Below are 24,451 nucleotides of genomic sequence, written 5' to 3'. Positions count from 1 at the left end.
TTATAATTTTTGTGGAGGTATACATGTCAAAAGCGAAAAGATTGAATGAAATGATGTTGATGGTGAATCGGAAGAAACGGTTTACGGTTGGTGAGTTGGCACAGGAATTCGGGGTTTCCAAAAGAACCGTACTGAGGGATTTGCAGGAGCTGAGCGAGATGGGTGTTCCCCTTTATTCCGAGACGGGGCCGCATGGCGGCTACCAAGTGTTAAACGAAAGAATTCTCCCTCCCATCGCGTTCAGCGAGGATGAAGCGGTCTCGATCTTTTTTGCGATTCATGCGTTAAGGCATTACATATCTCTGCCGTTTGACGCCCAATACGAATCAATCAAGAAAAAATTTTACTTGAACCTTGCCGGAGACATTAGGGAAACGATCGACAGCATGAAAGACCGCGTTGATTTTTTCTCGGCCCATCAGCAAAAAGATAACATCCCGTTTTTACGATTGCTGCTGAAGGCAGCCGTCCGGCAGGAAGTCGTCGCCATCAGCTATGAGTCGGGCGGCGCAGCCACAGAGAGAAAGATTCAGCCGATCGGCATATACGCAAATCAAGGAAAATGGTATTGTCCGGCTTATTGTTTTTTGAGAAATGATTATCGAATGTTCAGATGCGACCGCATCAGCTTTGCGGAACGGGATGATAAGGCGGAGCCGCTTGATCTGGCCGATGTTGATTTGAAAAACCGGTTTTCAGTTCTTGCTCCCCGCCGGGATATGCTCGAGCTCCGTGTCGAGCTGTCGGAAAAAGGTGCAGAGCGGTACGGATCCGTCAAATGGCCGTATATTGAACTGCACCGGAGAGAAGACGGCTCCGGGGTGCTGAAAGGACATATCTCACGGCACGACTTCGGTTTCTTCTCCGAGTATTTTATTTCTTACGGCCGGGAAGCCGTCATTGAAAGGCCCGCAGAATTAATCGAAAAGACAAAGGATACGCTGCTTGACATGTTAAATCAATACGAAAAAAATACAACTCCGGGCTGATCTTTCCTTAAGACCCGGGCTCATGTTTGAACGCCGGATTCCTTGCTACACTTGACAGGACTGATTGTTAAAGGAGAGGAATAGATTGAAGACATTAGGTCCGGCAGGGATGAAATGGCTGAAAATCGCTCATATTTTATTAGCAGCCCTGTTTTTCGGCGGCATCATGAGCTCTTTGGCATTGAACTTTGCGGTGAATTTGGCTGCGTATCATGAAACGTTTGACTTCTATCGGCATACCGTAATCATTAGCGACTATATCATCAGAATCGGCGCGGTCGGCACTTTGCTCATCGGACTTCTATACGGCATCTTTACAAAATGGGGATTTTTTAAGCATAGATGGGTCGCGGTAAAATGGGTGCTTTTCATCATCCAGACGTTCATCGGAATCTTTATTGTCGATCAATTGATGGAAGCGAATATGGCGATGCTTGAGGCGGGGAAAGCTTCGGCTTTGAACAGTCCTGTATTCATGCACAATCACACTTTAAGGCAATATGCCGCCATTGTCCAAATCGCAATAACGGTTTTTATCATTTGCATTTCTGTATTAAAGCCGTGGAAAAAGAAAAAAACGGCGCTGTAAAAGAATGAATTCTGGAAAAAAAGGCGCCATCCGCCGATAAAAAGACATTCTCAAAGATTTTGAGAGTGTCTTTTTTGTATCAAAAGGTTGACGAGAGATTTAAAGTTAAGTATCATTACAATTGTGATATAAATATTACATTTATGTTACAAAGGTTAAAAATCATGAGATTGAAAGAGGTTTAACTTGAAATATGTCGATACAAAAAGCAATGGCGGCATTAGGTTTTTTAGTCCTAACGGCTTTATTGCTGTTTACGATCAATAAAAGTTCATCGCTTATCAATGCTTCCCCTAATAAAAAAGCGGGCGTCTATACGGAGGTTTACAAGGGGAAAGAATCTTTATCCTATCCGAAATTCAGCGATTTAAAAGACAAGGATTTGAAAATGATCAATGATGCGATTGGTCGCCACATGGAAGCCTCTTATAAAGAATATGAAATGTTGAAAAAAGAGGCGGATCAAAGCGGCGGGGAAAGCGCGTATGAAACGTCCTATAAAGTCAATTACAACGACGGGGATAGGCTGAGCTTTTTCATCTATGACTATCAATATACCGGCGGGGCGCACGGGGTGTATACCGCCACATCCTATAACTATGATTTAAACGAACATAGGCGGATTACGCTGCCGGACGTGTTAAATAATCAGGCAAAAATCGAAAAGGCGAAAAACTACATTTTCAGTTATTTGAACAAGCATTCGGAACAATTTTATTCTGACCTTAAAAAGAGCGATATCCGTTTAGATCAAGATACTGCGTTTTATTTTACGGACAGCGGGATTTCCATTGTATTTCAGCAGTATGATATCGGGCCGTCTTCTTCCGGAAACCAGGAAATTAAGATTCCTTCCTCATTTTTATATTAGGCAGACATCTTTTTTTGGCAGGGTAAACGAATCCAACTGCAGCAGGAGAGTGAGCAAGGATGTCTGTCAAACCATCGAATCGATGGATTAATATCGTAATCTTTATGAGTATTTTCATAGTGTTGGCGGGGTGCTCTTCCAATAAGGCGGCAGGCCATACAGAGGCCAAAAAACAAGAAAAGGGCCGCGGCCAATCCGGCATCGGGGTCGAATCGCTGGTCAGCGACAGCGAACAAGAGAGATATGCTGTCCATTACCCGGTTTTTCATATAAAAGAAATCGATGATCGATTAAAAGAATACGTGAGCGGGGAACTGAACCGTTTTAAAAAAGAAAACGAACAAGCGCGCGCCCGTAAAGAAAGCGGGCCGTTTGAATTGAATATCAAGTATAAGGTTGCCTATTATTCAAAGCAGGCTGCTGCGGTTGTTTTAACCGAATACATAGAAACCGACGGCGTGGGAAAGACATCAATCAAAACGTTCAATGCCGATTTGAAGCACAAAAAAATGCTTGGCCTGGACGATCTTTTTGTGAAAAACTCCGATTTTCTGTACAGGATCGCAAACATTTCTTATGAACAATTAAAACGCAAAAATCCTAACGCTGACGCCGACCTGTTAAGGAAAGGAACAAGCCCGTCAGAAAAGAATTTCAGCCGCTTCTCCCTTCTTGAAGACGAGATCGAATTTTATTTTGAGAAAGGGCAGACTGGCTTGGATCAGTCCGTGAAAATCGAAAAAGACGAATTAAAAGATATTTTGCGAGATCAATATAAAAGCATGACAAAAAATAAAACATCGCAGGAAAACCCGAAGCATAAAGGCGCCGTTCCGATTCCGAAGGAAGAAATCCGCGTGAACCCGAATGACAAAGTCATCGCGTTGACGTTTGATGACGGTCCGAACCCTGCTCCGACAAACAAAATCCTTGACGCGTTAAAAAAATACGACGGCCATGCGACCTTCTTCGTCTTGGGAAGCAGGGCCCAATATTACCCGGAAACGATCAAAAGGATGCTGAAGGAAGGAAATGAAGTCGGCAACCATTCCTGGGATCATCCATTGCTCACAAGGCTTTCCAAGGAAAGGGCATATAAGGAAATCAATGATACGCAAACCGTCATTGAGAAAATCAGCGGCCATTTTCCGACACACTTAAGGCCTCCCTACGGCGGCATAAACGATTCCGTCCGCGGGCTCACGAATTTAAAAATCGCTTTATGGGACGTGGATCCGGAAGACTGGAAATATAAAAATAAAGATTACATCGTTAATCATGTCATGAGCCGTGCAGGGGACGGAAAAGTCATTTTGATGCACGATATTTACGCGACATCCGCCAGCGCCGCCGAGGAGATTATCAAACGGTTAACGAAGCAAGGCTACAAACTGGTTACGGTAACACAGCTTGAAGAGATTCAAAAACACAGAGGGCATTAAGACTGCGGAGAAAGTGTTCAATCGAATGCTTTCTCCGTATTTTTATTCCGCGGAAATTATAGGAAAAAAGGTATTTGTCTAAAAATTCTTTCTATTATATGATGAGGATTAATGAGCAATCAAGAAGAAAGGGGAGATGTAAATGGTTTCTAAGTCCAAGCTATTATGCTGCGTGCTGCTGCTTTCCATCATGCTGCCGGCATCGAAAACGGATGCGGCAAGTCTGAACGGCACGCTGATGCAGTATTTCGAATGGAATCTGCCTAATGACGGACAACATTGGAATCGCTTACAAAATGATGCGGGATATTTATCCGACATCGGAATAACGGCGGTATGGATTCCGCCGGCCTACAAGGGGACGAGCCAATCTGACGTTGGATACGGTCCGTACGATTTGTACGATCTGGGAGAGTTTGATCAAAAAGGGACGGTGCGGACGAAATACGGGACAAAAACGGAGCTCCAGTCAGCGATCGGTTCGCTTCATTCCGAGAGCATCCAAGTGTATGGAGATGTTGTCCTTAACCACAAGGCGGGTGCAGATCAAGCAGAGGACGTAACCGCGGTTGAAGTGAACCAGGGCAACCGGAATCAGGAAACATCCGGAGAGTATCAAATTAAAGCGTGGACACGATTCGATTTTCCCGGGCGCGGCAGCACTTACAGCGATTTTAAGTGGCGCTGGCACCATTTCGACGGAACCGATTGGGATGAGTCCAGGAAGCTGAACCGCATCTATAAGTTTCAAGGGAAAGCCTGGGATTGGGAAGTGTCGAGCGAAAACGGCAACTACGATTATTTGATGTATGCAGATGTTGACTATGATCATCCCGATGTTGCATCGGAAATGAAACGATGGGGAACCTGGTATGCAAACGAGCTGCAGTTGGACGGTTTCCGTCTCGATGCCGTCAAACATATTAAATTTTCGTTTTTGCGCGATTGGGTGGATGCTGTCAGGCAATCAACAGGCAAGGAAATGTTCACGGTGGCCGAGTATTGGCAAAATCATCTTGGCGAGCTCGAAAACTACTTGAATAAAACAAACTTTAATCACTCCGTTTTTGATGTGCCGCTCCACTATAATTTCCATGCCGCATCTTCGCAGGGAGGCGGCTATGATATGAGGCATTTACAGAACGGAACGGTCGTTTCCAAGCATTATTTGAAAGCGGTTACATTCGTCGACAATCATGATACACAGCCGGGACAATCGCTAGAGTCCACGGTACAAACGTGGTTTAAGCCGCTCGCTTATGCGTTCATTTTGACAAGGGAAGCCGGATACCCGCAAGTTTTCTATGGGGATGTGTATGGGACGAAAGGTTCGTCATCGCGGGAAATTCCCCCGCTCAAAAGTAAAATAGAGCCGATTTTAAAAGCGCGCAAATACTATGCATACGGAAAACAGCACGATTATTTCGATCATCACGATATCGTCGGCTGGACAAGGGAAGGCGATCCATCGGTTGACCGATCCGGTTTGGCGGCTTTAGTCACGGACGGTCCGGGCGGATCAAAGTGGATGTATGCAGGCCGGCAAAATGCCGGAGAGACATGGTATGACATCACCGGGAACCGGTCAGATTCCGTTACCATTAATTCGGACGGCTGGGGACAGTTTCATGTGAACGGCGGCTCGGTTTCGATTTATGTTCAGAGGCCATAAGGTCAGCCAGCAGATTTCCTTTAGGAAATCTGCTTTTTTATTTCTTCGCTTTGATTACGTAATATAATACATTTTAACAAATTGTCTTCAGTTCCGGGCAGTTTGAATAAGCGCATGTGAGGCGGGATGAAAAATGGCAACGTTGTCAGATGTAGCAAAAAAAGCAAATGTGTCGAAAATGACGGTATCGCGGGTGATCAATCATCCTGAGACGGTGACGGATGAGCTGAAGAAGCTGGTTTACTCTGCGATGGAAGAGCTGAATTATATTCCTAACTATGCGGCAAGGGCGCTCGTTCAAAACAGAACACAGGTTGTGAAGCTTCTCATCCTTGAGGAAATGGATACGACAGAACCTTATTACATGAACCTGCTGACCGGGATCAGCCGGGAGCTGGATCGCCATCATTATGCATTGCAGCTTGTGACAAGAAAATCTCTTAACATCGGCCAATGCGACGGGATTATTGCGACAGGCTTAAGAAAGGTTGATTTTGAAGGAGTGATCAAAGCTTTTGAAAAGCCGATTGTCGTTTTTGGACAAAACGAGATGGGCTATGATTTTATCGATGTGAACAACGAAAAAGGCGTTTATATGGCAACCCGCCACGTCATGGGCCTTGGAAACAGGAATGTCATCTTTTTTGGCATTGATTTGGATGAGCCTTTTGAACGATCAAGGGAAAAAGGATACTTACAGGCGATGAATGAAGGATTGAAAGAAACAAGGGTGTTCCGAATGGAAAACAGCTCAAAAAAAAGCGAATGTCTGGCGAAAGAGCTGCTGGCATCTCTGGAGGGGCCGGCTGCGTTTGTCTGCGCTTCCGACCGCATTGCACTCGGCGTCATCCGTGCGGCCCAGTCGCTGGGGAAAAGGATTCCCGAAGATACGGCAGTCACCGGATATGACGGCGTTTTTCTCGACCGCATTTCATCGCCCCGCTTGACAACGGTCAGACAGCCCGTCGTTGAAATGGGGGAAGCCTGTGCAAAAACGCTGCTGAACAAAATAAATGAAGGCGGAGCCGCTCAAGGAAATCGATTTTTTGAGCCGGAGCTGATCGTGCGGGAATCGACTTTGTAAGAGCATGATTCTGTTACCGTTAACAGGATGAAAAAGATTGTTCCTCTGAATTCGGCATGATAATTTCAACGTGTAGCCGGTCAGCATAAACCGGAAATGAAAAGGAGGAAAACGAATGGAATATGCAGCAATATATCATCAGCCTTTCAGCTCCTATGCCTACCCTTATGACGGGAGGACACTGCATATCAAGATCCGCACGAAAAAAGGCGATGCCGATGAAGTCCGATTGATCTGGGGAGATCCTTACGAATATGCTAAGGACGGCAGGTGGCTGAAAGCAGAGCAGCAGATGAAAAAAATCGCCGCAACAGAAGCGCATGATTACTGGTTTATTGAAGTGGTGCCGCCGCATAGACGGCTCCAATACGCTTTTGCTTTAAGAGGCGCCGGTCAGGAGGATGTTTTTTACGGAAGCTCGGGCACCTGTCCGTATAACGAAAAAACGCTGGCGGCGATTCACCATTATTTTAAATTTCCGTTTGTTCATGAAGTTGATGCGTTTCAAGCACCCGAATGGGTCAAATCAACGATTTGGTATCAAATTTTTCCGGAGCGTTTTGCAAACGGCAGAGAAGACCTGTCACCGGAAAATGCTTTGCCCTGGGGAAGCAAGGACCCGGGTGTACACGATTTTTTCGGCGGGGATTTGCAGGGGATCATCGACAAGCTCGATTATTTGGAGGACCTGGGGGTTAGCGGAATCTATTTGACGCCGATCTTTTCCGCGCCTTCCAACCATAAATACGACACGTTGGATTACTATTCCATCGATCCGCATTTCGGGGATCCGGAGCTTTTCCGTACGTTGGTCGATGAGCTTCACCGCCGGGGGATGAGAATCATGCTTGATGCCGTTTTCAACCATATCGGCAGCGCTTCGCCGCAGTGGCAGGACGTCGTGAAAAACGGCGAACGATCACGCTATAAAGATTGGTTCCATATTCATTCTTTTCCCGTCGAAGAAGGCCGTTATGATACGTTTGCGTTTACGCCCGACATGCCGAAGCTCAATACCGCCAATCCGGATGTTCAGTCGTATTTGCTTGATATTGCGCTGTACTGGATCCGCGAATTTGACATTGACGGCTGGCGTTTAGACGTGGCAAATGAAGTCGATCACGCTTTTTGGAAGACATTCAGGAAAGCCGTATCTGCCGAAAAGCCGGACGTGTATATTTTGGGGGAAATCTGGCATTCAGCCGAACCTTGGCTTAGAGGAGACGAATTTCATGCGGTGATGAATTATCCGTTCACAGAGCCGATGATTGCCTATTTTGCGGACCGGGCGATACTTCCATCGGAAATGGCACACCGTATAAACGCGCATTTGATGAACGGGATGCAGCAGGTCAATGAAGCGATGTTTAATTTGCTCGACAGCCACGATACAGGACGGATTTTGACCAGGTGCCGCCATGATGAGAAAAAGGTGCGGTCTTTATTGGCCTTTATGTTTGCCCAGACAGGTTCTCCGTGCATCTATTACGGGACGGAAATCGGGCTTGACGGCGGACATGATCCATTGTGCCGGAAGTGCATGGTGTGGGAAGAAGACAAGCAAAACAAAGAAATGCTTGCGTTTATGAAGCGGCTGATCGCATTGCGCAAACGGGAGAATGCGTTATTCACTTACGGGCGCCTCGAGTGGAACGTGCTGGATGATCAGCGGAACTTTATCAGTTTTTCGCGGGTTGACGGGGACAAAAAACTTATTTTTTTCTTTCATCAGGGGAGCGAAGTCCGCCGCATCAGTTTGCAGGATGATGTCGAAGCGCATCAAAAAATATACGATGCGTGGACAGAAAAGCCGCTTCACCATACAGATGTGATTGACATTCATCCGGGGGAGTTTTTTATTTTGGGCGCAGTGTAATTCTGTTACCGGTAACAATCCGAAAGCTGTTGTAACCGTTTTCTATCGAGGATTACAATGATGACAGATTCTTGATAGAAGGGGGAAAAAAGATGGCACATGTAAAAAAAGGTTTGGCATTATTGTTTGCGTCAGTTCTTGTCTTTACTCTTGCGGCTTGTTCAGGTTCGAAGGATGCGGCGGGGGCTGACGGAAAAAAAGTGCTGACCGTGTCTGTTGAAGAAACGTATAAAGATTACGTCGAAAGCATCAAAGCGGATTTTGAAAAAGAAAACAATACAACAATAAAAATTGTCGAAAAACCGATGTTCGATCAGTTGGAAGCGCTTCCTCTTGACGGCCCGGCAGGAAATGGGCCTGATGTCATGCTTGCCGCATACGACCGCATCGGCGGCTTGGGCCAACAGGGGCATCTGCTTGACATCGAACCGTCTGATACAAAAAGCTTCGGCGATAAAGAAATGCGGCAGGTGACCATTGCCGGCAAAGTGTACGGGATGCCTTTAGTCATCGAAACACTCGTCTTGTATTACAACAAAGATCTGCTGAAAGCTCCGCCGAAAACGTTTCAAGACCTTGAGGATTTAACGAAAGATCCGCGGTTTTCCTTTTCCTCTGAAAAAGGAAAATCAACAGCCTTTTTGGCAAAATGGACCGATTTTTACATGTCGTACGGTTTGCTGGCCGGCTACGGCGGCTATGTATTCGGCAAAGACGGCACAGATTCCAAAGACATCGGGCTCAACAGCAAAGGAGCTGTAGAAGCGGTGGAATATGCGGGGAAATGGTTTAAGGAATATTGGCCGAAAGGCATGCAGGACAACTCAAGCGCCGACGATTTTATTCAGCAAACGTTTATGGACGGCAAAGCAGGGGCTGTGATAGGAGGGCCTTGGTCAGCTTCAAACTATAAGGAAGCCGGGGTGAACTACGGGGCAGCCAAAATACCGGCATTGCCGAATGGAAAAGAGTACGCTCCGTTCGCCGGCGGTAAAGGCTGGGTGGCATCTAAATATACAAAAGAACCCGAACTCGCGAAAAAATGGCTTGAATATGCTAAACGATCAAAATGCTTACCATTTTTATGAGGAGACAAACGAAGTTCCGGCCAACTTGGCTGCAAGGAAAAAGGCGGACAAGCAAAAGGATGAGCTGACGTCTGCCGTCATTAAACAATATGAGACCGCAACTCCGACTCCGAATATTCCGGAAATGGCCGAAGTATGGACAGGCGCGGAAAGTTTGATTTTTGATGCAGCGTCAGGAAAAAAATCAGCACAGCAATCAGCGGATGATGCTGCAGGTGTCATCAAAGAAAATATTAAGGAAAAGTATACGAAATAAAACGGCGGGTAAGCGTCCGGAAGAAAAAGAGGGCGGGAAAACATGAATAAAGACCAAACACTTGCAAAACAGCGCCGAAAAGCGGTGCTTTTATCGATCATTCCAGGGGCCGGGCAGATCGCGAACCGTCAATTTTCAAAAGGGGTTCTTTTTTTCGTCATCACAGGATTGTTTGCTTGTGAATTAGGCGTGTTCGGCATTCGCGCGCTTGCCGGTTTGATCACTTTGGGAAGCGCTCCCGGAGAGGACCACTCGCTGTTTCTGCTGATAGAAGGCACGCTGCAACTGATTGTGACGCTGATGTTTTTGATGTTTTGGGCCTTTGCGATTTACGATGCACAGAAGACCGCCGTGATGAAAGCGGCGGGCCTGAAGATTAACAGGACGGCCGGGGATATGATCAAAAATGCGTGGGATCAGGGGTTTCCGTATTTATTTACGCTGCCGGCCTACATCATGATGATATTTGTCATTATATTCCCGGTTTTGGTGACGCTGTTTATCGCTTTTACAAACTACGATTTTTATCATATTCCGCCCGGCAGCCTCATTGACTGGGTCGGATTTAAAAACTTCTTGAATATATTCTTTCTCGGTTCCTACCGGGACACATTTGCTGATGTATTCACCTGGACGGTCGTCTGGACGATCTGTGCGACAACGCTGCAAATCGTTCTGGGCATCGTGACGGCGCTTATCGTCAATCAGGACTTTATTAAAGGCAAACGGGCCTTCCGAATGATTTTCTTGCTGCCGTGGGCGGTTCCGGCTTTTATTACGATTATGAGCTTTGCCAACATCTTCAACGACAGCGCAGGAGCCATGAACACGCAGGTGATTCCGTTGTTGAATCATCTGCCGTTTGTGGAGCTGTCCGCAATCCCGTGGAAGACCGATCCGTTTTGGACGAAGACGGCCCTCATTATGATTCAGACATGGCTCGGGTTTCCGTACATTTATGTCATGGTAACGGGAGTGCTTCAGGCGATTCCGGGCGAGCTGTACGAAGCGGCAAAGATTGACGGGGCGACTTTTATTCAGCGCTTTCGGCATATTACATTGCCGATGATTTTATTTGCGACAGCCCCCGTGATGATTACCCAGTATACCTTTAATTTCAATAATTTCTCGATCATCTACTTATTCAATGAGGGGGGACCGGGCAGTGCGGGAGCCGGCGCGGGGTCAACCGATATTTTAATTTCCTGGATCTATAAGCTCACGACAGGCACATCGCCGCAGTACTCGGTCGCCGCTGCCGTCACGCTGTTGATTTCTTTCATTGTCATTGGCGTTTCCCTGATCGCTTTCAAGAAATCGAATGCTTTTGGCAATGAGGAGGTGATGTAGATGAAAGGGATGTTTGAAAACGCACGGCGTGCAATGATTCTCAATAAAATCTTCACCTATTTGTTTTTGATCCTTTTAAGCGTTGTGATTATCTATCCGTTGCTGATCACGGCCTCATCTGCATTTCGCGTCGGAAATGTCGCGGCTTTTCGGCTCGATTTTTCGGGCTCCTGGACTTTAGATCATTTTAGGCGGCTGTTTGAAGAAACGCTTTATCTTCATTGGTACGGCAACACACTTGTCATCGCCCTGTCGGTCATGGTGCTGCAGGTGGCCGTCGTGACGATTGCCGGCTATGCTTACAGCCGCTATCGGTTTGCCGGCAGAAAACAAAGCCTTGTCTTCTTTTTAATCATTCAAATGGTGCCGACGATGGCGGCGCTGACCGCTTTTTATGTCCTCGCCATGCTGATAGGAGCCCTTGATCAATTCTGGTTTTTAACAGCGATCTATATCGGCGGAGGGATTCCGATGAACACGTGGCTGATGAAAGGCTATTTTGATACCGTACCGAGAGAAATCGATGAAGCGGCGCGGATCGACGGAGCAGGGCATCTCAGGATTTTCGCCTCGGTTGTCCTGCCGCTGGTCAAACCGATGCTTGCGGTGCAGGCGCTCTGGGCGTTTATGGGCCCGTTCGGGGACTATTTGCTGGCGAAGTTTCTGCTTCGTTCGCCGGAAAGAATGACCATCGCCGTCGGCTTGCAGTCGTTCATATCGAACCCGCAGCAGCAAAAAGTCGCCCTGTTTGCAGCCGGAGCGATCCTTGCAGCACTGCCGATCTGCGTCTTGTTCTTTATTCTGCAAAAAAACTTTGTGTCCGGTTTGACAACCGGCGGAACGAAGGGATAGATCCATGGGGAAACATGACCGCTTTATCATCCGCTTCCTTAAAGCTGCGGCGTCTCCATCCGGCGCCTGCCGCTGCAGGAGGACATTCAGCTGGCTGCATATCTTGTTTCTGTTTAGTTTTTTGACGGCTTGCCTGATGGCGCCGTTCGCCATTTCGTTTGCGAAGCTCGAGCGCTTCAATGTCAGATCTTTTTTGCCGTCAGCGATCCAAGATGTCAATGACCGCTTTGCCGAGCGGCTAAAGGGCTATCAATTGAAAAACGGAAAGCTGACAGGAGAGGAAACCGGCTTTAATCAGGTGGAGGGACGGACATTGCTGGCGGTCGATCTGAAGCATCGGTTTAAGACAAGCGGTGAAAACGGGCATCTTCACGTTAACGGCTATGATAACGCGATCATCTTCCAGCCTGATCGCCTGATCATCAGCGATCAAAACGGCACCGGTTTTTCCGTCCGTTATGGCAAAAGGGACGTGAAAGATTTGAATCTGTACGATTTGGAAAATATGATCGGCGAATTGTGGCTTGCCCAGTATAAGCCGATGATCATGCTGCTGGCATTTTCGGTGATTTTGATAAGCCGGTTGTTTTTATCGGGGATTCTTGCCGGGGGTTTATGGATCACAAAACGATCAAAAATGACCGGTATTGCGTCATTCAAAGAAGCAGCCGCTCTAGCTGTAAGCTGTTCAGCCATTCCGGTATTTGCTGCAGCATTAGCCGGGCTGATTCACTTTGACTTTATCATCGTGCTGTTGATCGATACGTGCGGCGTCATCTTGATGATCTCGCTTGCATGCGGACGCTTGTGGAAAACCCGAAATCTACACTCAGGAGGAAACCATGGCAATTCAGCGGCTATTTGAGATTGACGAATGGAAAATCAAAACAAACATATTTCAAAAGGAACATAAACGGCTCCAGGAAAGCTTGACATCTATCGCCAACGGCTATATGGGAATCAGGGGGAACTTTGAAGAAAGTTATTCAGGAGACAGCCATCAAGGCACATATATTGCAGGGGTGTGGTTTCCTGACAAAACGCGCGTCGGATGGTGGAAAAACGGCTATCCGGAATATTTCGGGAAAGTGATCAATGCGATGAACTTTATCGGCATAGACGTATATATAGACGGTGAAAAAATCGATCTCTATCAACACCCGATCGAATCGTTTGCATTGGAACTCGACATGAAGGAAGGGATACTGCGGAGAAGCGCGGTCGTCAGCATCCGGGATAAAACCGTCAGAATCAGGTCTGAGCGGTTCTTGAGCCTTGCCGTTAAAGAGCTTTGTGCGATTCATTATGAAGCAGAGTGCCTGACCGATGAAGCTGTTATCACGCTTGTGCCTTACCTTGACGGAAACGTCGCAAATGAAGATGCCAACTACCAGGACCGGTTTTGGCAGGAAGCAGCGAAAGGGGCAGATTCCAACCGCGGCCATTTGGTAACAAAAACGATCGAAAATCCGTTTGGCACGCCGCGTTTTACCGTTTCCGCCGCGATGGCAAACGTGACAAAGGGCTTTGTCAGCGAGAGCTATAAAACGGCCGGCATGTATGCGGAGAATCGCTACAGTTATGAAACGAAGCCGGGAACGAAAGCTTCTTTAACAAAATTCGTCGCCGTGACGACTTCCCGCGATTTTCAGGAAGCAGAGCTTTTATCGAAAGGCAGGGAGCTCTTGGCGGATATTGTTGACAGGGGCTATGAAGAAGCAAGGCGGAGGCATATCGATCAATGGAAGGAAAGGTGGGAAAAAGCGGATATCGAAATTAAAGGAGATGATGTGCTCCAGCAAGGAATCCGCTACAACATCTTTCAATTATTCTCGACATACTATGGGGACGATCCGCGGCTGAATATCGGGCCAAAAGGTTTTACCGGCGAAAAATACGGAGGAGCCGCGTATTGGGATACCGAGGCATACGCCGTCCCGATGTATTTGGCCACAGCCGATCCGGAGGTGACAAAAAACCTGCTGCTGTACCGCTATCACCATTTGGAGGCTGCCAAGCGAAACGCCGCCAAATTGGGGATGAAAGGGGCTCTTTACCCGATGGTGACGTTCATCGGCGACGAATGCCACAACGAATGGGAGATCACCTTTGAAGAAATTCACCGCAACGGCGCGATTTGCTACGCAATCTACAATTATATCAATTATACGGGCGACAAGGACTATATGAAAGATTACGGGATAGACGTTCTCGTGGAAATCAGCAGATTTTGGGCCGACCGCGTCCATTTTTCTAAACGGAAAAATAAATATATGATTCACGGCGTCACAGGGCCGAACGAATACGAAAACAATGTCAACAACAACTGGTATACCAATTTGATTGCAGCCTGGACGCTTGAGTATACGCTTGAAAATCTGGCCGATATCCCGGCGGAAAAACATAGACGGCTAAAGGTGCGGGAAGATGAAATCGAGACATGGAAGGATATTATCGAGCGGATGTACTATCCGTACAGCGAAGAATTAAACATTTTCGTCCAGCATGATACGTTTTTGGATAAAGAGCTGCAGGCCGCGGATGATTTGAATCCGGATGAACGGCCGCTTTATCAGCATTGGTCATGGGACAAAATTCTCCGCTCCAGTTTTATTAAGCAGGCCGACGTTCTTCAGGGAATGTACCTTTTGAATCACCGCTTTACATTGGAAGAAAAACGGCGCAATTTTGAGTTTTACGAACCGATGACCGTCCATGAGTCAAGCCTTTCCCCTTCTGTTCACGCGGTGCTCGCAGCCGAACTGCAAATGGAGAAAAAAGCGCTTGAACTCTATAAACGGACAGCCCGCCTTGACCTTGACAATTACAATCGCGACACAGAAGAAGGGCTTCACATTACATCGATGACGGGAAGCTGGCTCGCCATCGTCCAAGGGTTTGCCGGCATGCGCGTCGCGAATGAGACGCTATCATTTGCCCCGTTTTTGCCGAAAGAATGGAACGGGTACTCGTTTAAAATCAATTACCGCAACCGGCTGATCCAAGTTGCGGTAGCAGAAAACAGCGTCGTTTTTGACCTGTTAAAAGGAGACCCTCTGCAGATGACGGTCTATCAGAAGCCGATTCTTTTGAACGGACGATATGAAGGGAGGACGCCTGATGAGTGAATGGTGGAAGGAAGCTGTCATTTACCAAATTTACCCGCGCAGTTTCTATGACTCAAACGGAGACGGATTCGGAGATTTGCAAGGAATCATCCAAAAGCTGGATTATATTAAAACCCTTGGGGCGGATGTGATCTGGCTGAGCCCGGTGTTTGATTCTCCGCAGGATGACAATGGCTATGACATTCGCGACTACCGGCGCATAGACGAAAAGTTCGGGACCAACGAAGATATGTTTCAGCTTATCGATGAAGTGCATGAGCGCGGCATGAAAATCATCATGGACCTCGTCGTCAATCACACGTCTGATGAACATGCCTGGTTTGCCGAAAGCCGCAAGTCCAAGGACAATCCGTACCGCGATTATTATTTTTGGAAAGATCCCAAACCGGACGGCTCAGAGCCAAACAATTGGGGATCGATCTTCTCAGGATCGGCGTGGACGTTCGATGAGCAGACGGGCCAGTATTATTTGCACTACTTTTCGAAAAAACAGCCTGATCTAAATTGGGAAAACGAAGCCGTCCGCCGGGAAGTATATGATCTCATGAGGTTTTGGATGGATAAAGGCGTCGACGGTTGGCGGATGGATGTGATCGGCTCGATTTCCAAATACACCGATTTTCCGGACTATGAAACGAATGACAACAGCAGGTACATCGTCGGCCGCTATCATTCAAACGGCCCCCGCCTTCACGAGTTTATTCAGGAGATGAACCGTGAAGTGCTGTCCCGTTACGACTGTATGACGGTCGGCGAAGCAAACGGCTCTGACATTGAAGAGGCGAAGAAGTATACGGATCCGGGCAGGCGGGAGCTGAATATGATCTTTACCTTTGAGCATATGGATATTGATACAGAGAGTCATTCACCGAATGGAAAATGGCAGATCAAGCCGTTTGATCCCATTGCATTAAAAAAGACGCTGACCCGCTGGCAGACCGCGTTAATGGATGCCGGCTGGAACACGCTGTATTTTGAAAATCATGATCAGCCCAGGGTGATTTCCCGCTGGGGCAATGATGGCATCTTTCGAAAACAGTGCGCCAAAGCATTTGCCACGGTCCTTCACGGCATGAAAGGTACGCCGTTTGTCTACCAGGGAGAAGAAATCGGTATGGTCAACGGCGATTTTTCGCTTGATATGTATGATGATCTCGAAATAAAAAACGCGTATCAGGAACTGGTCGTCGAAAATCAAACGATGTCAGAAGAAGGGTTTTTAAAAGCCGCGGCGAAAAAAGGAAGGGATCATGCAAGAACGCCGATGCAATGGGATGACAAGAGGCATGCAGGATTCACGGACGGCGAGCCGTGGCTGACCGTCAATCCCCGCTATAAAGAGATCAATGTGAAAGAGTCATTGGCTGACCAGGATTCGATTTTCTATTATTATCAAAAGCTCATTCGGCTGCGGAAACAACACAAGGTCATCGTATACGGGGATTATCGGCTGATCCTTGAGGATGATCCGCAAATATTTTCCTATATTCGCGAATATGAAGGGGAAAAGCTGTTGGTCGTCGTCAATTTGTCGGAAGAAAAGGCAATGTTTGAAGCGCCGAAGGAACTCCTTGATGAGCGGTGGAGAGTGCTCATATCCAACTATTCGCGGGATCTGACCGACATGAGCGGCATTTGCCTGCAGCCCTATGAGGCTTTGATGTACATCACATTGAAGGAAACGCGGTCATGAAAGCTGTCATATTCGATTTGGACGGTGTGATCACAGATACGGCGGAATACCATTTTCTCGCTTGGAAGCGTATTGCGGAACAACTGCATATTCCATTTGACCGCAGTTTTAATGAAAGTCTGAAAGGGATCGGCAGACAGCAATCGCTTGACAACATTCTCACACGCGGCGGGGCAGCGTCTACGTTTACGACAGCGGAAAAGCAGGCCCTCATGCGCCAAAAAAATCAATATTACCAAAAGCTGATCGAAAACCTTGCGCCGGGGGACCTGTTGCCGGGAATCGGGAAGCTTCTTTCCGAGCTGAAAGATGAACATATCCAAATCGCTTTAGCTTCTTCCAGCCGTAATGCCCCTGCCATTTTAAAACGCTTGGGGATCTCTGGCGATTTTCAAGCCGTCGTGGACCCGGAAACGATCGAAAAGGGAAAGCCCGCTCCCGACATCTTTTTAACAGCCGCAGCGCTTCTCGGCGTATCCCCGGCAGAGTGTGCGGCAATAGAAGATGCTGAAGCCGGGATCTCCGCGATCAAATCAGCCGGAATGTTCGCGGTCGGAGTCGGTGATGAACGATCCATGCACGCCGCTGATCTGATCGTCAGCCGGACGTCGCAATTATCGTTTCATTTGCTGTATAGCGGGTGGAAACGCTGCAGAGAGCGCCAGCAAACAGAAAGGAGCTAATCGAGCGTGAATGTGAAAAGATTCAGCTCTCCGGAAGAGTTTTTAAAAACGGTCGAACATAAGCTGTTAGAGAATGAAGCGGTCAACAATTTGCCGCTCGGCATCCTTTACGGTTTGAAAAGGCGGCCGGATGTTGACGCCGTTTTGCTGACGGCGGAAAACGATGAGGGGATTCAGCTCGCAGCGGTGATGGCTTCCGGCGATTTGATATTGGCTGGGGAAGAATCCGGGCTTGAGGCGGCCGGGATACTGGCAGCGTATCTCGAAAAAGCGGGAATCCGGCCGCCCGGCGTAACCGGACGGCCCGCACTTGCCAAAGCTTTTGTCGAGGCATCGAAAAGACGTGCGGCGGTCAAGATGAGGCAAAAAATGTACCGGATTGATCATGTCAATGACATTTCTTTTCGTTCAGGACATTTAAGGAAAGCGGATCAGCAAGCATGACCTCGAATTGGTTACTGACTGGACTTATTCGTTTTCAGAAGATGCATTTCTTGAGGCTGTGAGCCGCAAGCAGGCGGAGAACATCGCAGCGGCTTCTGTCTACCTATGGGAAGACCGCGGCAAGCCATCAATGGCTCGAAAAGCGAGGCCGACGGAAAACGGGATTGCCGTCAACTTTGTATTTACGCCGAAACATGAACGAAACAAAGGCTATGCGTCATCATGCGTGGCTGCTTTCAGCCGGAAACTGTTAGACGAAGGATTCGCGTTTTGCTGTTTGTATACGGATGCAGACAACCCGACGTCCAATAAAATTCACACCGCAATCGGCTACCGTCCTCTTGACGATGCGATTGCGTATGTGTTTGATGAATATGAAAAAAGCTGATGTTCATCAGCTTTTTGCTATTTTCTGATCAGCCGTTTATGAACCACTTTGATGCGATCCCCTTTGTGCACGCTGTCATATTGCCGTTTCGAAACGAGAACGGCTTTTTCGCTGCCGTGTTTATCTTCTATGATGAGCCAGTACCTTTTTTCTCTTGGCTGCATGATGTCTTTCTCTCTTATCCCGACAGTTTGCAGCATGCTTTTTTGTTCAGCGGAAAATCCTTTTGAATGGGAGACCATCCAATACGGAAAGTAATAATTAAAGAAAGCCGCCCCCGCGGGATTTTGATCGATCGTTTGCTTCATGCTTCCTTTGTACAGCGCAGTTGCCGGCAGCGTTTTTTGCAGACTGTTTCTGAGAGCTGTCCCCCCGTTTTTAGTCGATCTTTTCAGCAGATAGCCCTTGCTTGCGGCTTGTTTCATATAGGTGCGGGCGCTTTTATGAACAGAGCCCGTTCGGCTTTTTGAAGAGGAGCTGTGTACCGCTGTGCTTGAAGACTTTGACGAGCTGTTGCCGCTTGCGGCCTCCGCCTGATCGGTCCATGAAAACATGGCCAACATGAGACCCGCGATCAGCAGCCGGAAATACTTCATCATTTACCATCACTACTTTTTTGTTCTACTTTATCCTTCACTACGCCTTCAAGGGGCTCCTGGTCGTACTTCATATACGGCGGCCTGTAGATGAATGCTTTATCATCGCGGATTTTCATATATGGCTGCTCGATATCTTCAACATTTTCAACATATTTTTTAAACGTTTTCGTTTTTTGTTTGCCGTTTTCCATATAGGAGACTTTCATTTCCGGGGCGCTGTCTGATTCGCTGTCGTTAACATAGTCAAACCAGACGAGGTCGTATTTTTTTATGGACTTGTCCTGATTCACTTCCCTTGAACGCTCCTCGCTGCTGTCGTCGCATCCCGATATGAAAAGGGCTGCGACTGAGATGACCAAACTGAATAAAATAAGTCTCGATTTTGTCATTTTTACCATCCTGTCTATCTATTTTTCTCCTTTTATACGATCAAAACTCATAATAGTGTCAATTTTTATATCGGACTTTTCAGTGCAAAGTATATGTAATATTTGCCGTTCAAACGTAATCAAACTGTAAAAGAGCTTGTCTCTGAAAAACGGTATAATCTGAATGTCAGAAAAAAAACCCCATTCACGGAGGATATCTTTATTATGAAGAAAATACTCTTTTCATTTTTTGTTTTAGCGGCCAGTTTACTAGTTGCATTCAATTTTGGCGGTGAAGCGAGCGCTAAGACAAAAAAAGTCAGCGGTTATATTACATGGTATAATGGAGTCGGAAAAGTCGGCGCTGACGGCAAAAGGCTGGGACATTGGGATTGTGCTACAAAAATGGGCTTCGATGTTCCGAGAAAAGGAACGAAAATAAGAGCATATTCAAAAGCGAAACCAAAGAAAGCCATCACGGTATATAAATACGATGTCGGCAGACTTCCGGGCGCTGTTTTGGATGTAAGCCCAAAAGCCTTTAGAGCTTTAGGATATTCAACAAGCAAAGGCAAAGTTGCCGGACACTATACATACAAAAAATAAACGAACGGAAGCAAGAAAACAGGTTTTCTTGCTTCTTTATATTGGCGGAGAGTAAAATATGAAAAAAATTATTACGATCATTGTAGCGGCGGCAATCGTACTGGCTGCCGGTATTTTTGCAATCATCCATTTTTCGGCTCCGGAAAAGGAGCAAACACAGTCTGATCGTCCGGACCTGCTCGTATCGATGACAGACCAAAAGCTAATGACCTCTTATTATAAAAATAACAAAGTGCTGCACAAAGAAAAAATGACGGACTATCCTGCGTCCGCATTGGACCGGAAACACAATATCCTGTATTATACGAACACGGACGAGAGCGGCGTCAAGCGCCTCATCAAGCTTGAGTTGAAAACAGGCAAAAAAACGACGCTGTATTCCGGTAAGGAGTACGTCGACGAGCTAAGCTTGTCCAAAGACGGCTCAAAGCTGTTCATGCGCTATAATCAGCCGGAAGAACGAAATTTTCACCTTGCGTCCTTTGATCTGAAAACGAAGTCCTTTACCGTCATTTATCCAAAGCTGAGCGACAAGGATGAGACCGTGAGCTTCTATCAATACGATCAAAACAGCGGCAAATCTGTCCTTCTGCATTATTCCGAGTCGGAAGACTATAAGAAAACCGATGAGGCGAACAGCAAGGGGATCGATCCGGAACCGACGAATATGCGCATTTCTTTAGCCGATGAGAAACACGAGAAAGAAATCAAAACGATCGCGAAATTTATCAATGACATTGCGATTTCGCCTGACGGAAAGACGATCGTCTTTACCTCGACAGATGCGGAAGGCGAAAAAACGGCGATCTACGAGCTGGATCTCGAGACGAAAAAATACCAATCGATCATTGCAGACGGGCGCGATTTCACATTGATCGACTCGGCCGAGCCGCAGTTTTCAAAAGACGGGAAAACGATCTATTTCCTTGCTGAAGCAAAGGGAGCAAAGATTCTGAAAGATGACGCGGGAAACGAAGCAAACGTACGAACGATTTTCGCCTATGATAGGGATACAAAAAAAGTGAGCAAAGAATGGGAACAATCAAACGGAATCATCAATGGTTTTACCGTTCTGAATTAAAGGCGGACATCAGCCGGCAGCGTCTGTTCCAGACAGCTTTGCCGGCTGATTTTTTTGCGGAGGTATAAGTTTGTCCGTTTCCAGCGCGTGCCGGCTGCTTGTCCCTCATTCCTTTATAGACGGGCAAGCGAACGGGGAGCATGCAATTTCAGATAGAGGCGGCGGGCTGCCCGGAATATGGACAGTCCGGAGCTTAATAGTATGGAAAAGGGTATAAAGAGGTCATCTGTGAAAACGGAAAAACCATCCTTTTAAACCGGCGGTACGACCTTATCGGCAATCCGTTCCCGCCGTAAAATTGCTTTTCTTCTGTGACTCTTTCAGGCACGTAAACGGTTGCCTCCCGCTGGCCGGCGTTTTCGAGGATGCCGTGAACCGAACGCCCGTCCTTCAATTTCAGCACGACATGGTAATGCATATACTTGCGGCAAAGGTTGTGCAAAGATCTATCATGATCATGAGGCATTGAGGTCTGAACACCTTTTGGGACGCTCATGGCTGTTTTTCATCTCCTTTTCCATCATGATATTCATCGATTGGATGATTGTTCCAAAGGGCGACAAAAAGAAAAGCCGATTATGCAGTGTAAATCGGCTTCTTTCAAACATTCTCAGCACTTCTTTCTCCGGCATTTGAAGCGGTCATCGTCATCATCGGAAAAACACTTTCTTTTTCTGCATTTGAAACGGTCGCGGTCTTCGCCGTCGCTGTTACTGTCATTGTTATTGTCATTGTTATTGTCATCATCAGAAGGGCGGTTCTCCGGGGGATCAAGCGCTCTCCACCCGCTGTTCCGCCTGCGTTTGTAAGGGTCATAATTGTCGTATTCATCATAGTCGTACATGCTCACAATCACCCGCCTTTTATTGGTTATGATAATTTATTACAATAGCAATGTGTTTGCCTGTGCATTTATAATGGTTTTGTATGCTTCGTGAACATCTTAAAAAATTACAAAAAGAATGAAAGGGAATAACAGGATTTTCGTACCGGAAACGCTAATTTAAATATAAAGCATGAAAGATGCGAGACTGGTATGATATAAGGGGGGAAGTTCCCGCCATAACGCGCTGTAAAAAAACTGATATCGCAGATACAAAGGAGAGTAAAAATGAAGAATAATAGAAAAAAAGAGGTTATCTCATGGATCAGGACGCTTCTTATCGCGGGGGCCATCGTTTTCGTCTGCCGCTATTTTCTGTTTACCCCGTCTACCGTTTTAGGAGACTCCATGTATCCGACATTGCAAAACGGAAATATGGTCATGGTCAGTAAGATCAGCGAGATTAACCGGTTCGATAAAATCATCTTTCATGCCCCGGATGCTGACGAAGACTATGTCAAAAGAGTCATCGGCCTGCCTGGGGATTCGATCGAGATGAAAAATGACGTTCTTTATGTTAATGGAAAAGCCTATGATGAGCCGTACTTAAAGCCAAACAAAAAGACGCTGACAGGCGGTAAACTGTTAACGGACAATTTTACGCTGAAAGAATTAACGGGCGAATCAAAAGTGCCGAAAGACAGTTTATTCGTTATGGGAGATAACCGCCAAAACAGCAGAGACAGCCGCTATTTCGGATTTATCTCAAAATCGTCTGTCGTCGGAAAAGTTGAATTTCGCTATTTTCCATTCAATGAAATCGGCGGAATCGAATAAGGAAAGAAAAGACTTCTCATGATATATGGGAGGTCTTTTTTTGTGAGCAGGCTGTTTGAAGAGGCATCTGCTAAAGTGAAATAATAGAAGAAGCCGAATCGAAAGGAGCTGGAGTCAAATGAAGGTGTTCATCGTCGGTGCAAATGGGCAGATAGGCAAACACTTGACCAGCATGTTAAAGGAAAGCAGCGAACATCAGGTGAGAGCGATGGTCAGAAGCGAAGAGCAGGCGGAGACGCTGAAGCGTTCGGGGATCGAGACAGCGCTTGCCAATTTAGAAGGTACTGTCCACGAAATTGCGGAGGCGGCAAAAGGCTGTGATGCGATCGTCTTTACCGCCGGATCAGGCGGTAAAACGGGCGCTGATAAAACGCTGCTCGTCGATCTGGACGGTGCGGCAAAAACGATTGAAGCCGCCGAAAAAGCGGGGATTCAACGGTTTATCATGATCAGCGTTTTGCAGGCCCATCACCGGGAAAATTGGAATGAAGCCATCAAGCCTTATTTCGTTGCAAAGCATTATGCGGATAAAATACTGGAGAGAAGCAGCTTAACGTATACGATCATCCGTCCCGGAGGGCTTTTAAACGAACCGGGCACAGGAAAAATAAAAGCCGCAGAAAACTTGGAGCGCGGAACGATCCCGCGCGAAGACGTAGCCGCAACGGTCGCCGCCGCGCTTAGCGAAGAGCGCACATTCCGCCGTTCGTTTGACCTGCTTTCAGGAGAAACGGCCATCGCTGAAGCGATAAAAGCGATCTGATCAGGCCATGCCGGAAATCCATGAACGGGTTCCCGGCATTTAGAAAATAGGAATATAGATTTTCATTTTCATGTCATCCGGAAAACAGGAACGGCGAACGTCTGTCACCTCAAAATCCGGTCCTTCCCTTCTTTCATAATTCGCATTTGGAAGCCATGTGCGATAGATGTATCTTCTTGTGTTTTGAACCAACTCAGTCCGGCCGTTTACCTCAAACATGGCATATGTTCCCCCGGGAATGTCAAGATGAACAAACGATTCCGGTATTGTTTCGGTCGGTTTCTGAACCGCTTCCCCGACGACGAATGAAAATCCGCCCTCATCCTGAAAATTGCACGATATGCCGTATGACATATCAGGCGCTGCTTTGCCGGGGATCTGCATATAATATTCATTGGCTCCGAAATCATGATAGAATCCCGGAATGTCTGCAAAATACCTTTCGCCGTTTAGATCGGTATGATACTCATAACCGACAATCTGTATGCTGTCGAGCTGAATAATGTTCGGTCTGGGAATCGATTCGTCTTCATTGATGCTTGTCTTAAAATCGAGGAAATTGATTTCATGCTGATCATTCAGGTCGATGTTTGTCTTGCGGTATTTGCCCGGGGTGATCCCGAAACAATTCGCAAATGCGCGGCTGAAAGCTTCCTGGGAGCCATATTGAAAATCAATTGCTATGTCCAGAATGGTCCTGTCGGTTTCCTTCAGCAGTCCGGCGGCTTCAGACAGCCTTCTGCGGCGAATATACTCTTGTACAGAAAAACCGGAAATGGCTTGAAAAAGCCGTTGGAAATGAAATGGCGAAAAACAAGCCTTCGACGCAATGTCGGTGACCTTTAATTCGTTTTGAAGGTTTTCTTCCATAAAACGAACCGCATGTTGAATTCTTTCGTAATCGTCCACTTTATCGCAGCCTTTCAAGGTTTTCTTGCCCTTATTGTACACGATTGAAAGCTCTATTTT

24 protein-coding genes and 1 pseudogene are annotated in these 24,451 nt (G+C 46.9%); 20 read left to right on the top strand and 5 right to left on the bottom strand.

Going from position 1 to position 24,451, the window contains the following annotated elements; all coding sequences use genetic code 11:
• Nucleotides 1–23 precede the first annotated feature (23 nt).
• The 16 genes and pseudogenes from AB447_RS12430 (at nucleotide 24) to AB447_RS12355 (ending at nucleotide 18,405) form a co-directional block, all read left to right on the top strand.
• Complete coding sequence (locus tag AB447_RS12430) at nucleotides 24–989, top strand: helix-turn-helix transcriptional regulator (protein ID WP_048354835.1); 966 nt, start codon at nucleotides 24–26, stop codon at nucleotides 987–989.
• An 85-nt stretch (nucleotides 990–1,074) separates the two neighbouring features.
• Complete coding sequence (locus tag AB447_RS12425) at nucleotides 1,075–1,578, top strand: DUF2269 family protein (protein ID WP_048354836.1); 504 nt, start codon at nucleotides 1,075–1,077, stop codon at nucleotides 1,576–1,578.
• A 193-nt stretch (nucleotides 1,579–1,771) separates the two neighbouring features.
• Nucleotides 1,772–2,449 (top strand): DUF3298 and DUF4163 domain-containing protein, encoded by a 678-nt coding sequence (locus AB447_RS12420; protein ID WP_048354837.1) that lies wholly within the window; start codon nucleotides 1,772–1,774, stop codon nucleotides 2,447–2,449.
• A gap of 59 nt (nucleotides 2,450–2,508) precedes the next feature.
• Nucleotides 2,509–3,891, top strand: coding sequence for a polysaccharide deacetylase family protein (locus AB447_RS12415; protein ID WP_048354838.1), 1,383 nt, complete (start codon nucleotides 2,509–2,511; stop codon nucleotides 3,889–3,891).
• Nucleotides 3,892–4,033: 142 nt separating this feature from the next.
• Nucleotides 4,034–5,563: an alpha-amylase gene (gene amyS, locus AB447_RS12410; protein ID WP_048354839.1), complete on the top strand. Its 1,530-nt coding sequence runs from the start codon at nucleotides 4,034–4,036 to the stop codon at nucleotides 5,561–5,563.
• Nucleotides 5,564–5,696: 133 nt separating this feature from the next.
• Entirely contained in the window at nucleotides 5,697–6,647 is a 951-nt protein-coding gene (locus AB447_RS12405) for a LacI family DNA-binding transcriptional regulator (RefSeq protein WP_048354840.1), read from the top strand.
• A 115-nt stretch (nucleotides 6,648–6,762) separates the two neighbouring features.
• Nucleotides 6,763–8,523 (top strand): glycoside hydrolase family 13 protein, encoded by a 1,761-nt coding sequence (locus AB447_RS12400; protein ID WP_048354841.1) that lies wholly within the window; start codon nucleotides 6,763–6,765, stop codon nucleotides 8,521–8,523.
• Nucleotides 8,524–8,615: 92 nt separating this feature from the next.
• Nucleotides 8,616–9,867 (top strand): annotated as a pseudogene (locus AB447_RS12395) (extracellular solute-binding protein).
• A 42-nt stretch (nucleotides 9,868–9,909) separates the two neighbouring features.
• Entirely contained in the window at nucleotides 9,910–11,217 is a 1,308-nt protein-coding gene (locus tag AB447_RS12390; RefSeq protein ID WP_057957591.1) for a carbohydrate ABC transporter permease, read from the top strand.
• Complete coding sequence (locus AB447_RS12385) at nucleotides 11,218–12,069, top strand: sugar ABC transporter permease (protein WP_048354842.1); 852 nt, start codon at nucleotides 11,218–11,220, stop codon at nucleotides 12,067–12,069.
• Between the two features lie 4 nt (nucleotides 12,070–12,073).
• Nucleotides 12,074–12,934 carry a DUF1189 domain-containing protein gene (locus AB447_RS12380; RefSeq protein ID WP_048354843.1) on the top strand — a complete coding sequence of 287 codons (861 nt, stop codon included), beginning with the start codon at nucleotides 12,074–12,076 and terminating at the stop codon, nucleotides 12,932–12,934.
• Complete coding sequence (locus AB447_RS12375; protein ID WP_057957590.1) at nucleotides 12,912–15,197, top strand: glycoside hydrolase family 65 protein; 2,286 nt, start codon at nucleotides 12,912–12,914, stop codon at nucleotides 15,195–15,197. The genes AB447_RS12380 and AB447_RS12375 overlap by 23 nt, the downstream gene beginning before the upstream one ends.
• A complete protein-coding gene (locus tag AB447_RS12370) occupies nucleotides 15,190–16,890 on the top strand; it encodes a glycoside hydrolase family 13 protein (RefSeq protein ID WP_048354844.1) in 1,701 nt (566 codons plus the stop codon). The genes AB447_RS12375 and AB447_RS12370 overlap by 8 nt, the downstream gene beginning before the upstream one ends.
• Nucleotides 16,887–17,573: a beta-phosphoglucomutase gene (gene pgmB / locus AB447_RS12365; RefSeq protein WP_048354845.1), complete on the top strand. Its 687-nt coding sequence runs from the start codon at nucleotides 16,887–16,889 to the stop codon at nucleotides 17,571–17,573. Before AB447_RS12370 ends, pgmB begins: the two co-directional genes overlap by 4 nt.
• Before the next feature lie 6 nt (nucleotides 17,574–17,579).
• A complete protein-coding gene (locus AB447_RS12360) occupies nucleotides 17,580–18,017 on the top strand; it encodes a hypothetical protein (protein WP_048354846.1) in 438 nt (145 codons plus the stop codon).
• A gap of 7 nt (nucleotides 18,018–18,024) precedes the next feature.
• Nucleotides 18,025–18,405 (top strand): GNAT family N-acetyltransferase, encoded by a 381-nt coding sequence (locus AB447_RS12355; RefSeq protein WP_053071185.1) that lies wholly within the window; start codon nucleotides 18,025–18,027, stop codon nucleotides 18,403–18,405.
• A gap of 17 nt (nucleotides 18,406–18,422) precedes the next feature.
• Here the strand turns inward: AB447_RS12355 and AB447_RS12350 are convergent, their stop codons facing one another.
• The gene (locus AB447_RS12350) at nucleotides 18,423–19,004 is read right to left on the bottom strand and encodes a hypothetical protein (RefSeq protein ID WP_048354847.1); all 582 of its coding nucleotides are present in this window, start codon (nucleotides 19,002–19,004) and stop codon (nucleotides 18,423–18,425) included.
• A complete protein-coding gene (locus AB447_RS12345) occupies nucleotides 19,001–19,393 on the bottom strand; it encodes a hypothetical protein (RefSeq protein ID WP_048354873.1) in 393 nt (130 codons plus the stop codon). Before AB447_RS12345 ends, AB447_RS12350 begins: the two co-directional genes overlap by 4 nt.
• Nucleotides 19,394–19,597: 204 nt before the next feature.
• Here AB447_RS12345 and AB447_RS12340 point away from each other — a divergent pair, with 204 nt between their 5' ends.
• Nucleotides 19,598–19,978 carry an RlpA-like double-psi beta-barrel domain-containing protein gene (locus AB447_RS12340; protein WP_048354848.1) on the top strand — a complete coding sequence of 127 codons (381 nt, stop codon included), beginning with the start codon at nucleotides 19,598–19,600 and terminating at the stop codon, nucleotides 19,976–19,978.
• A gap of 58 nt (nucleotides 19,979–20,036) precedes the next feature.
• Nucleotides 20,037–21,059 (top strand): TolB family protein, encoded by a 1,023-nt coding sequence (locus tag AB447_RS12335; protein ID WP_048354849.1) that lies wholly within the window; start codon nucleotides 20,037–20,039, stop codon nucleotides 21,057–21,059.
• A gap of 193 nt (nucleotides 21,060–21,252) precedes the next feature.
• On the opposite strand, the gene AB447_RS12330 is transcribed toward AB447_RS12335, so the two are convergent.
• Both AB447_RS12330 and AB447_RS12325 read right to left on the bottom strand, forming a co-directional pair.
• Nucleotides 21,253–21,555, bottom strand: a complete 303-nt coding sequence (locus AB447_RS12330) for a hypothetical protein (RefSeq protein WP_048354850.1) — start codon at nucleotides 21,553–21,555, stop codon at nucleotides 21,253–21,255.
• Between the two features lie 114 nt (nucleotides 21,556–21,669).
• Nucleotides 21,670–21,903: a hypothetical protein gene (locus AB447_RS12325; RefSeq protein WP_082142396.1), complete on the bottom strand. Its 234-nt coding sequence runs from the start codon at nucleotides 21,901–21,903 to the stop codon at nucleotides 21,670–21,672.
• Nucleotides 21,904–22,170: 267 nt separating this feature from the next.
• Here AB447_RS12325 and lepB point away from each other — a divergent pair, with 267 nt between their 5' ends.
• Both lepB and AB447_RS12315 read left to right on the top strand, forming a co-directional pair.
• On the top strand, nucleotides 22,171–22,719 hold the full coding sequence (lepB, locus tag AB447_RS12320; protein WP_048354852.1) for a signal peptidase I: 549 nt from the start codon (nucleotides 22,171–22,173) through the stop codon (nucleotides 22,717–22,719).
• A gap of 118 nt (nucleotides 22,720–22,837) precedes the next feature.
• Nucleotides 22,838–23,482, top strand: coding sequence for an SDR family oxidoreductase (locus tag AB447_RS12315; RefSeq protein ID WP_057957589.1), 645 nt, complete (start codon nucleotides 22,838–22,840; stop codon nucleotides 23,480–23,482).
• 39 nt (nucleotides 23,483–23,521) lie between these two features.
• On the opposite strand, the gene AB447_RS12310 is transcribed toward AB447_RS12315, so the two are convergent.
• Complete coding sequence (locus tag AB447_RS12310; protein WP_048354874.1) at nucleotides 23,522–24,391, bottom strand: AraC family transcriptional regulator; 870 nt, start codon at nucleotides 24,389–24,391, stop codon at nucleotides 23,522–23,524.
• Nucleotides 24,392–24,451 lie beyond the last annotated feature (60 nt).

Source organism: Bacillus glycinifermentans, from assembly GCF_001042475.2.
In the GTDB taxonomy this organism is placed as follows: Bacteria; Bacillota; Bacilli; order Bacillales; family Bacillaceae; genus Bacillus; species Bacillus glycinifermentans.
This window is presented reverse-complemented; position numbering and strand designations above follow the sequence as displayed.

Coding starts and splice junctions, on each gene's coding strand:
- AB447_RS12430 (WP_048354835.1), top strand. CDS start 24: ATGTCAAAAGCGAAAAGATTGAATGAAATGATGTTGATGGTGAATCGG.
- AB447_RS12420 (WP_048354837.1), top strand. CDS start 1,772: ATGTCGATACAAAAAGCAATGGCGGCATTAGGTTTTTTAGTCCTAACG.
- AB447_RS12415 (WP_048354838.1), top strand. CDS start 2,509: ATGTCTGTCAAACCATCGAATCGATGGATTAATATCGTAATCTTTATG.
- amyS (WP_048354839.1), top strand. CDS start 4,034: ATGGTTTCTAAGTCCAAGCTATTATGCTGCGTGCTGCTGCTTTCCATC.
- AB447_RS12405 (WP_048354840.1), top strand. CDS start 5,697: ATGGCAACGTTGTCAGATGTAGCAAAAAAAGCAAATGTGTCGAAAATG.
- AB447_RS12400 (WP_048354841.1), top strand. CDS start 6,763: ATGGAATATGCAGCAATATATCATCAGCCTTTCAGCTCCTATGCCTAC.
- AB447_RS12390 (WP_057957591.1), top strand. CDS start 9,910: ATGAATAAAGACCAAACACTTGCAAAACAGCGCCGAAAAGCGGTGCTT.
- AB447_RS12385 (WP_048354842.1), top strand. CDS start 11,218: ATGAAAGGGATGTTTGAAAACGCACGGCGTGCAATGATTCTCAATAAA.
- AB447_RS12380 (WP_048354843.1), top strand. CDS start 12,074: ATGGGGAAACATGACCGCTTTATCATCCGCTTCCTTAAAGCTGCGGCG.
- AB447_RS12375 (WP_057957590.1), top strand. CDS start 12,912: ATGGCAATTCAGCGGCTATTTGAGATTGACGAATGGAAAATCAAAACA.
- AB447_RS12370 (WP_048354844.1), top strand. CDS start 15,190: ATGAGTGAATGGTGGAAGGAAGCTGTCATTTACCAAATTTACCCGCGC.
- pgmB (WP_048354845.1), top strand. CDS start 16,887: ATGAAAGCTGTCATATTCGATTTGGACGGTGTGATCACAGATACGGCG.
- AB447_RS12350 (WP_048354847.1), bottom strand. CDS start 19,004: ATGATGAAGTATTTCCGGCTGCTGATCGCGGGTCTCATGTTGGCCATG.
- AB447_RS12345 (WP_048354873.1), bottom strand. CDS start 19,393: ATGACAAAATCGAGACTTATTTTATTCAGTTTGGTCATCTCAGTCGCA.
- AB447_RS12340 (WP_048354848.1), top strand. CDS start 19,598: ATGAAGAAAATACTCTTTTCATTTTTTGTTTTAGCGGCCAGTTTACTA.
- AB447_RS12335 (WP_048354849.1), top strand. CDS start 20,037: ATGAAAAAAATTATTACGATCATTGTAGCGGCGGCAATCGTACTGGCT.
- AB447_RS12330 (WP_048354850.1), bottom strand. CDS start 21,555: ATGAGCGTCCCAAAAGGTGTTCAGACCTCAATGCCTCATGATCATGAT.
- AB447_RS12325 (WP_082142396.1), bottom strand. CDS start 21,903: ATGTACGACTATGATGAATACGACAATTATGACCCTTACAAACGCAGG.
- lepB (WP_048354852.1), top strand. CDS start 22,171: ATGAAGAATAATAGAAAAAAAGAGGTTATCTCATGGATCAGGACGCTT.
- AB447_RS12315 (WP_057957589.1), top strand. CDS start 22,838: ATGAAGGTGTTCATCGTCGGTGCAAATGGGCAGATAGGCAAACACTTG.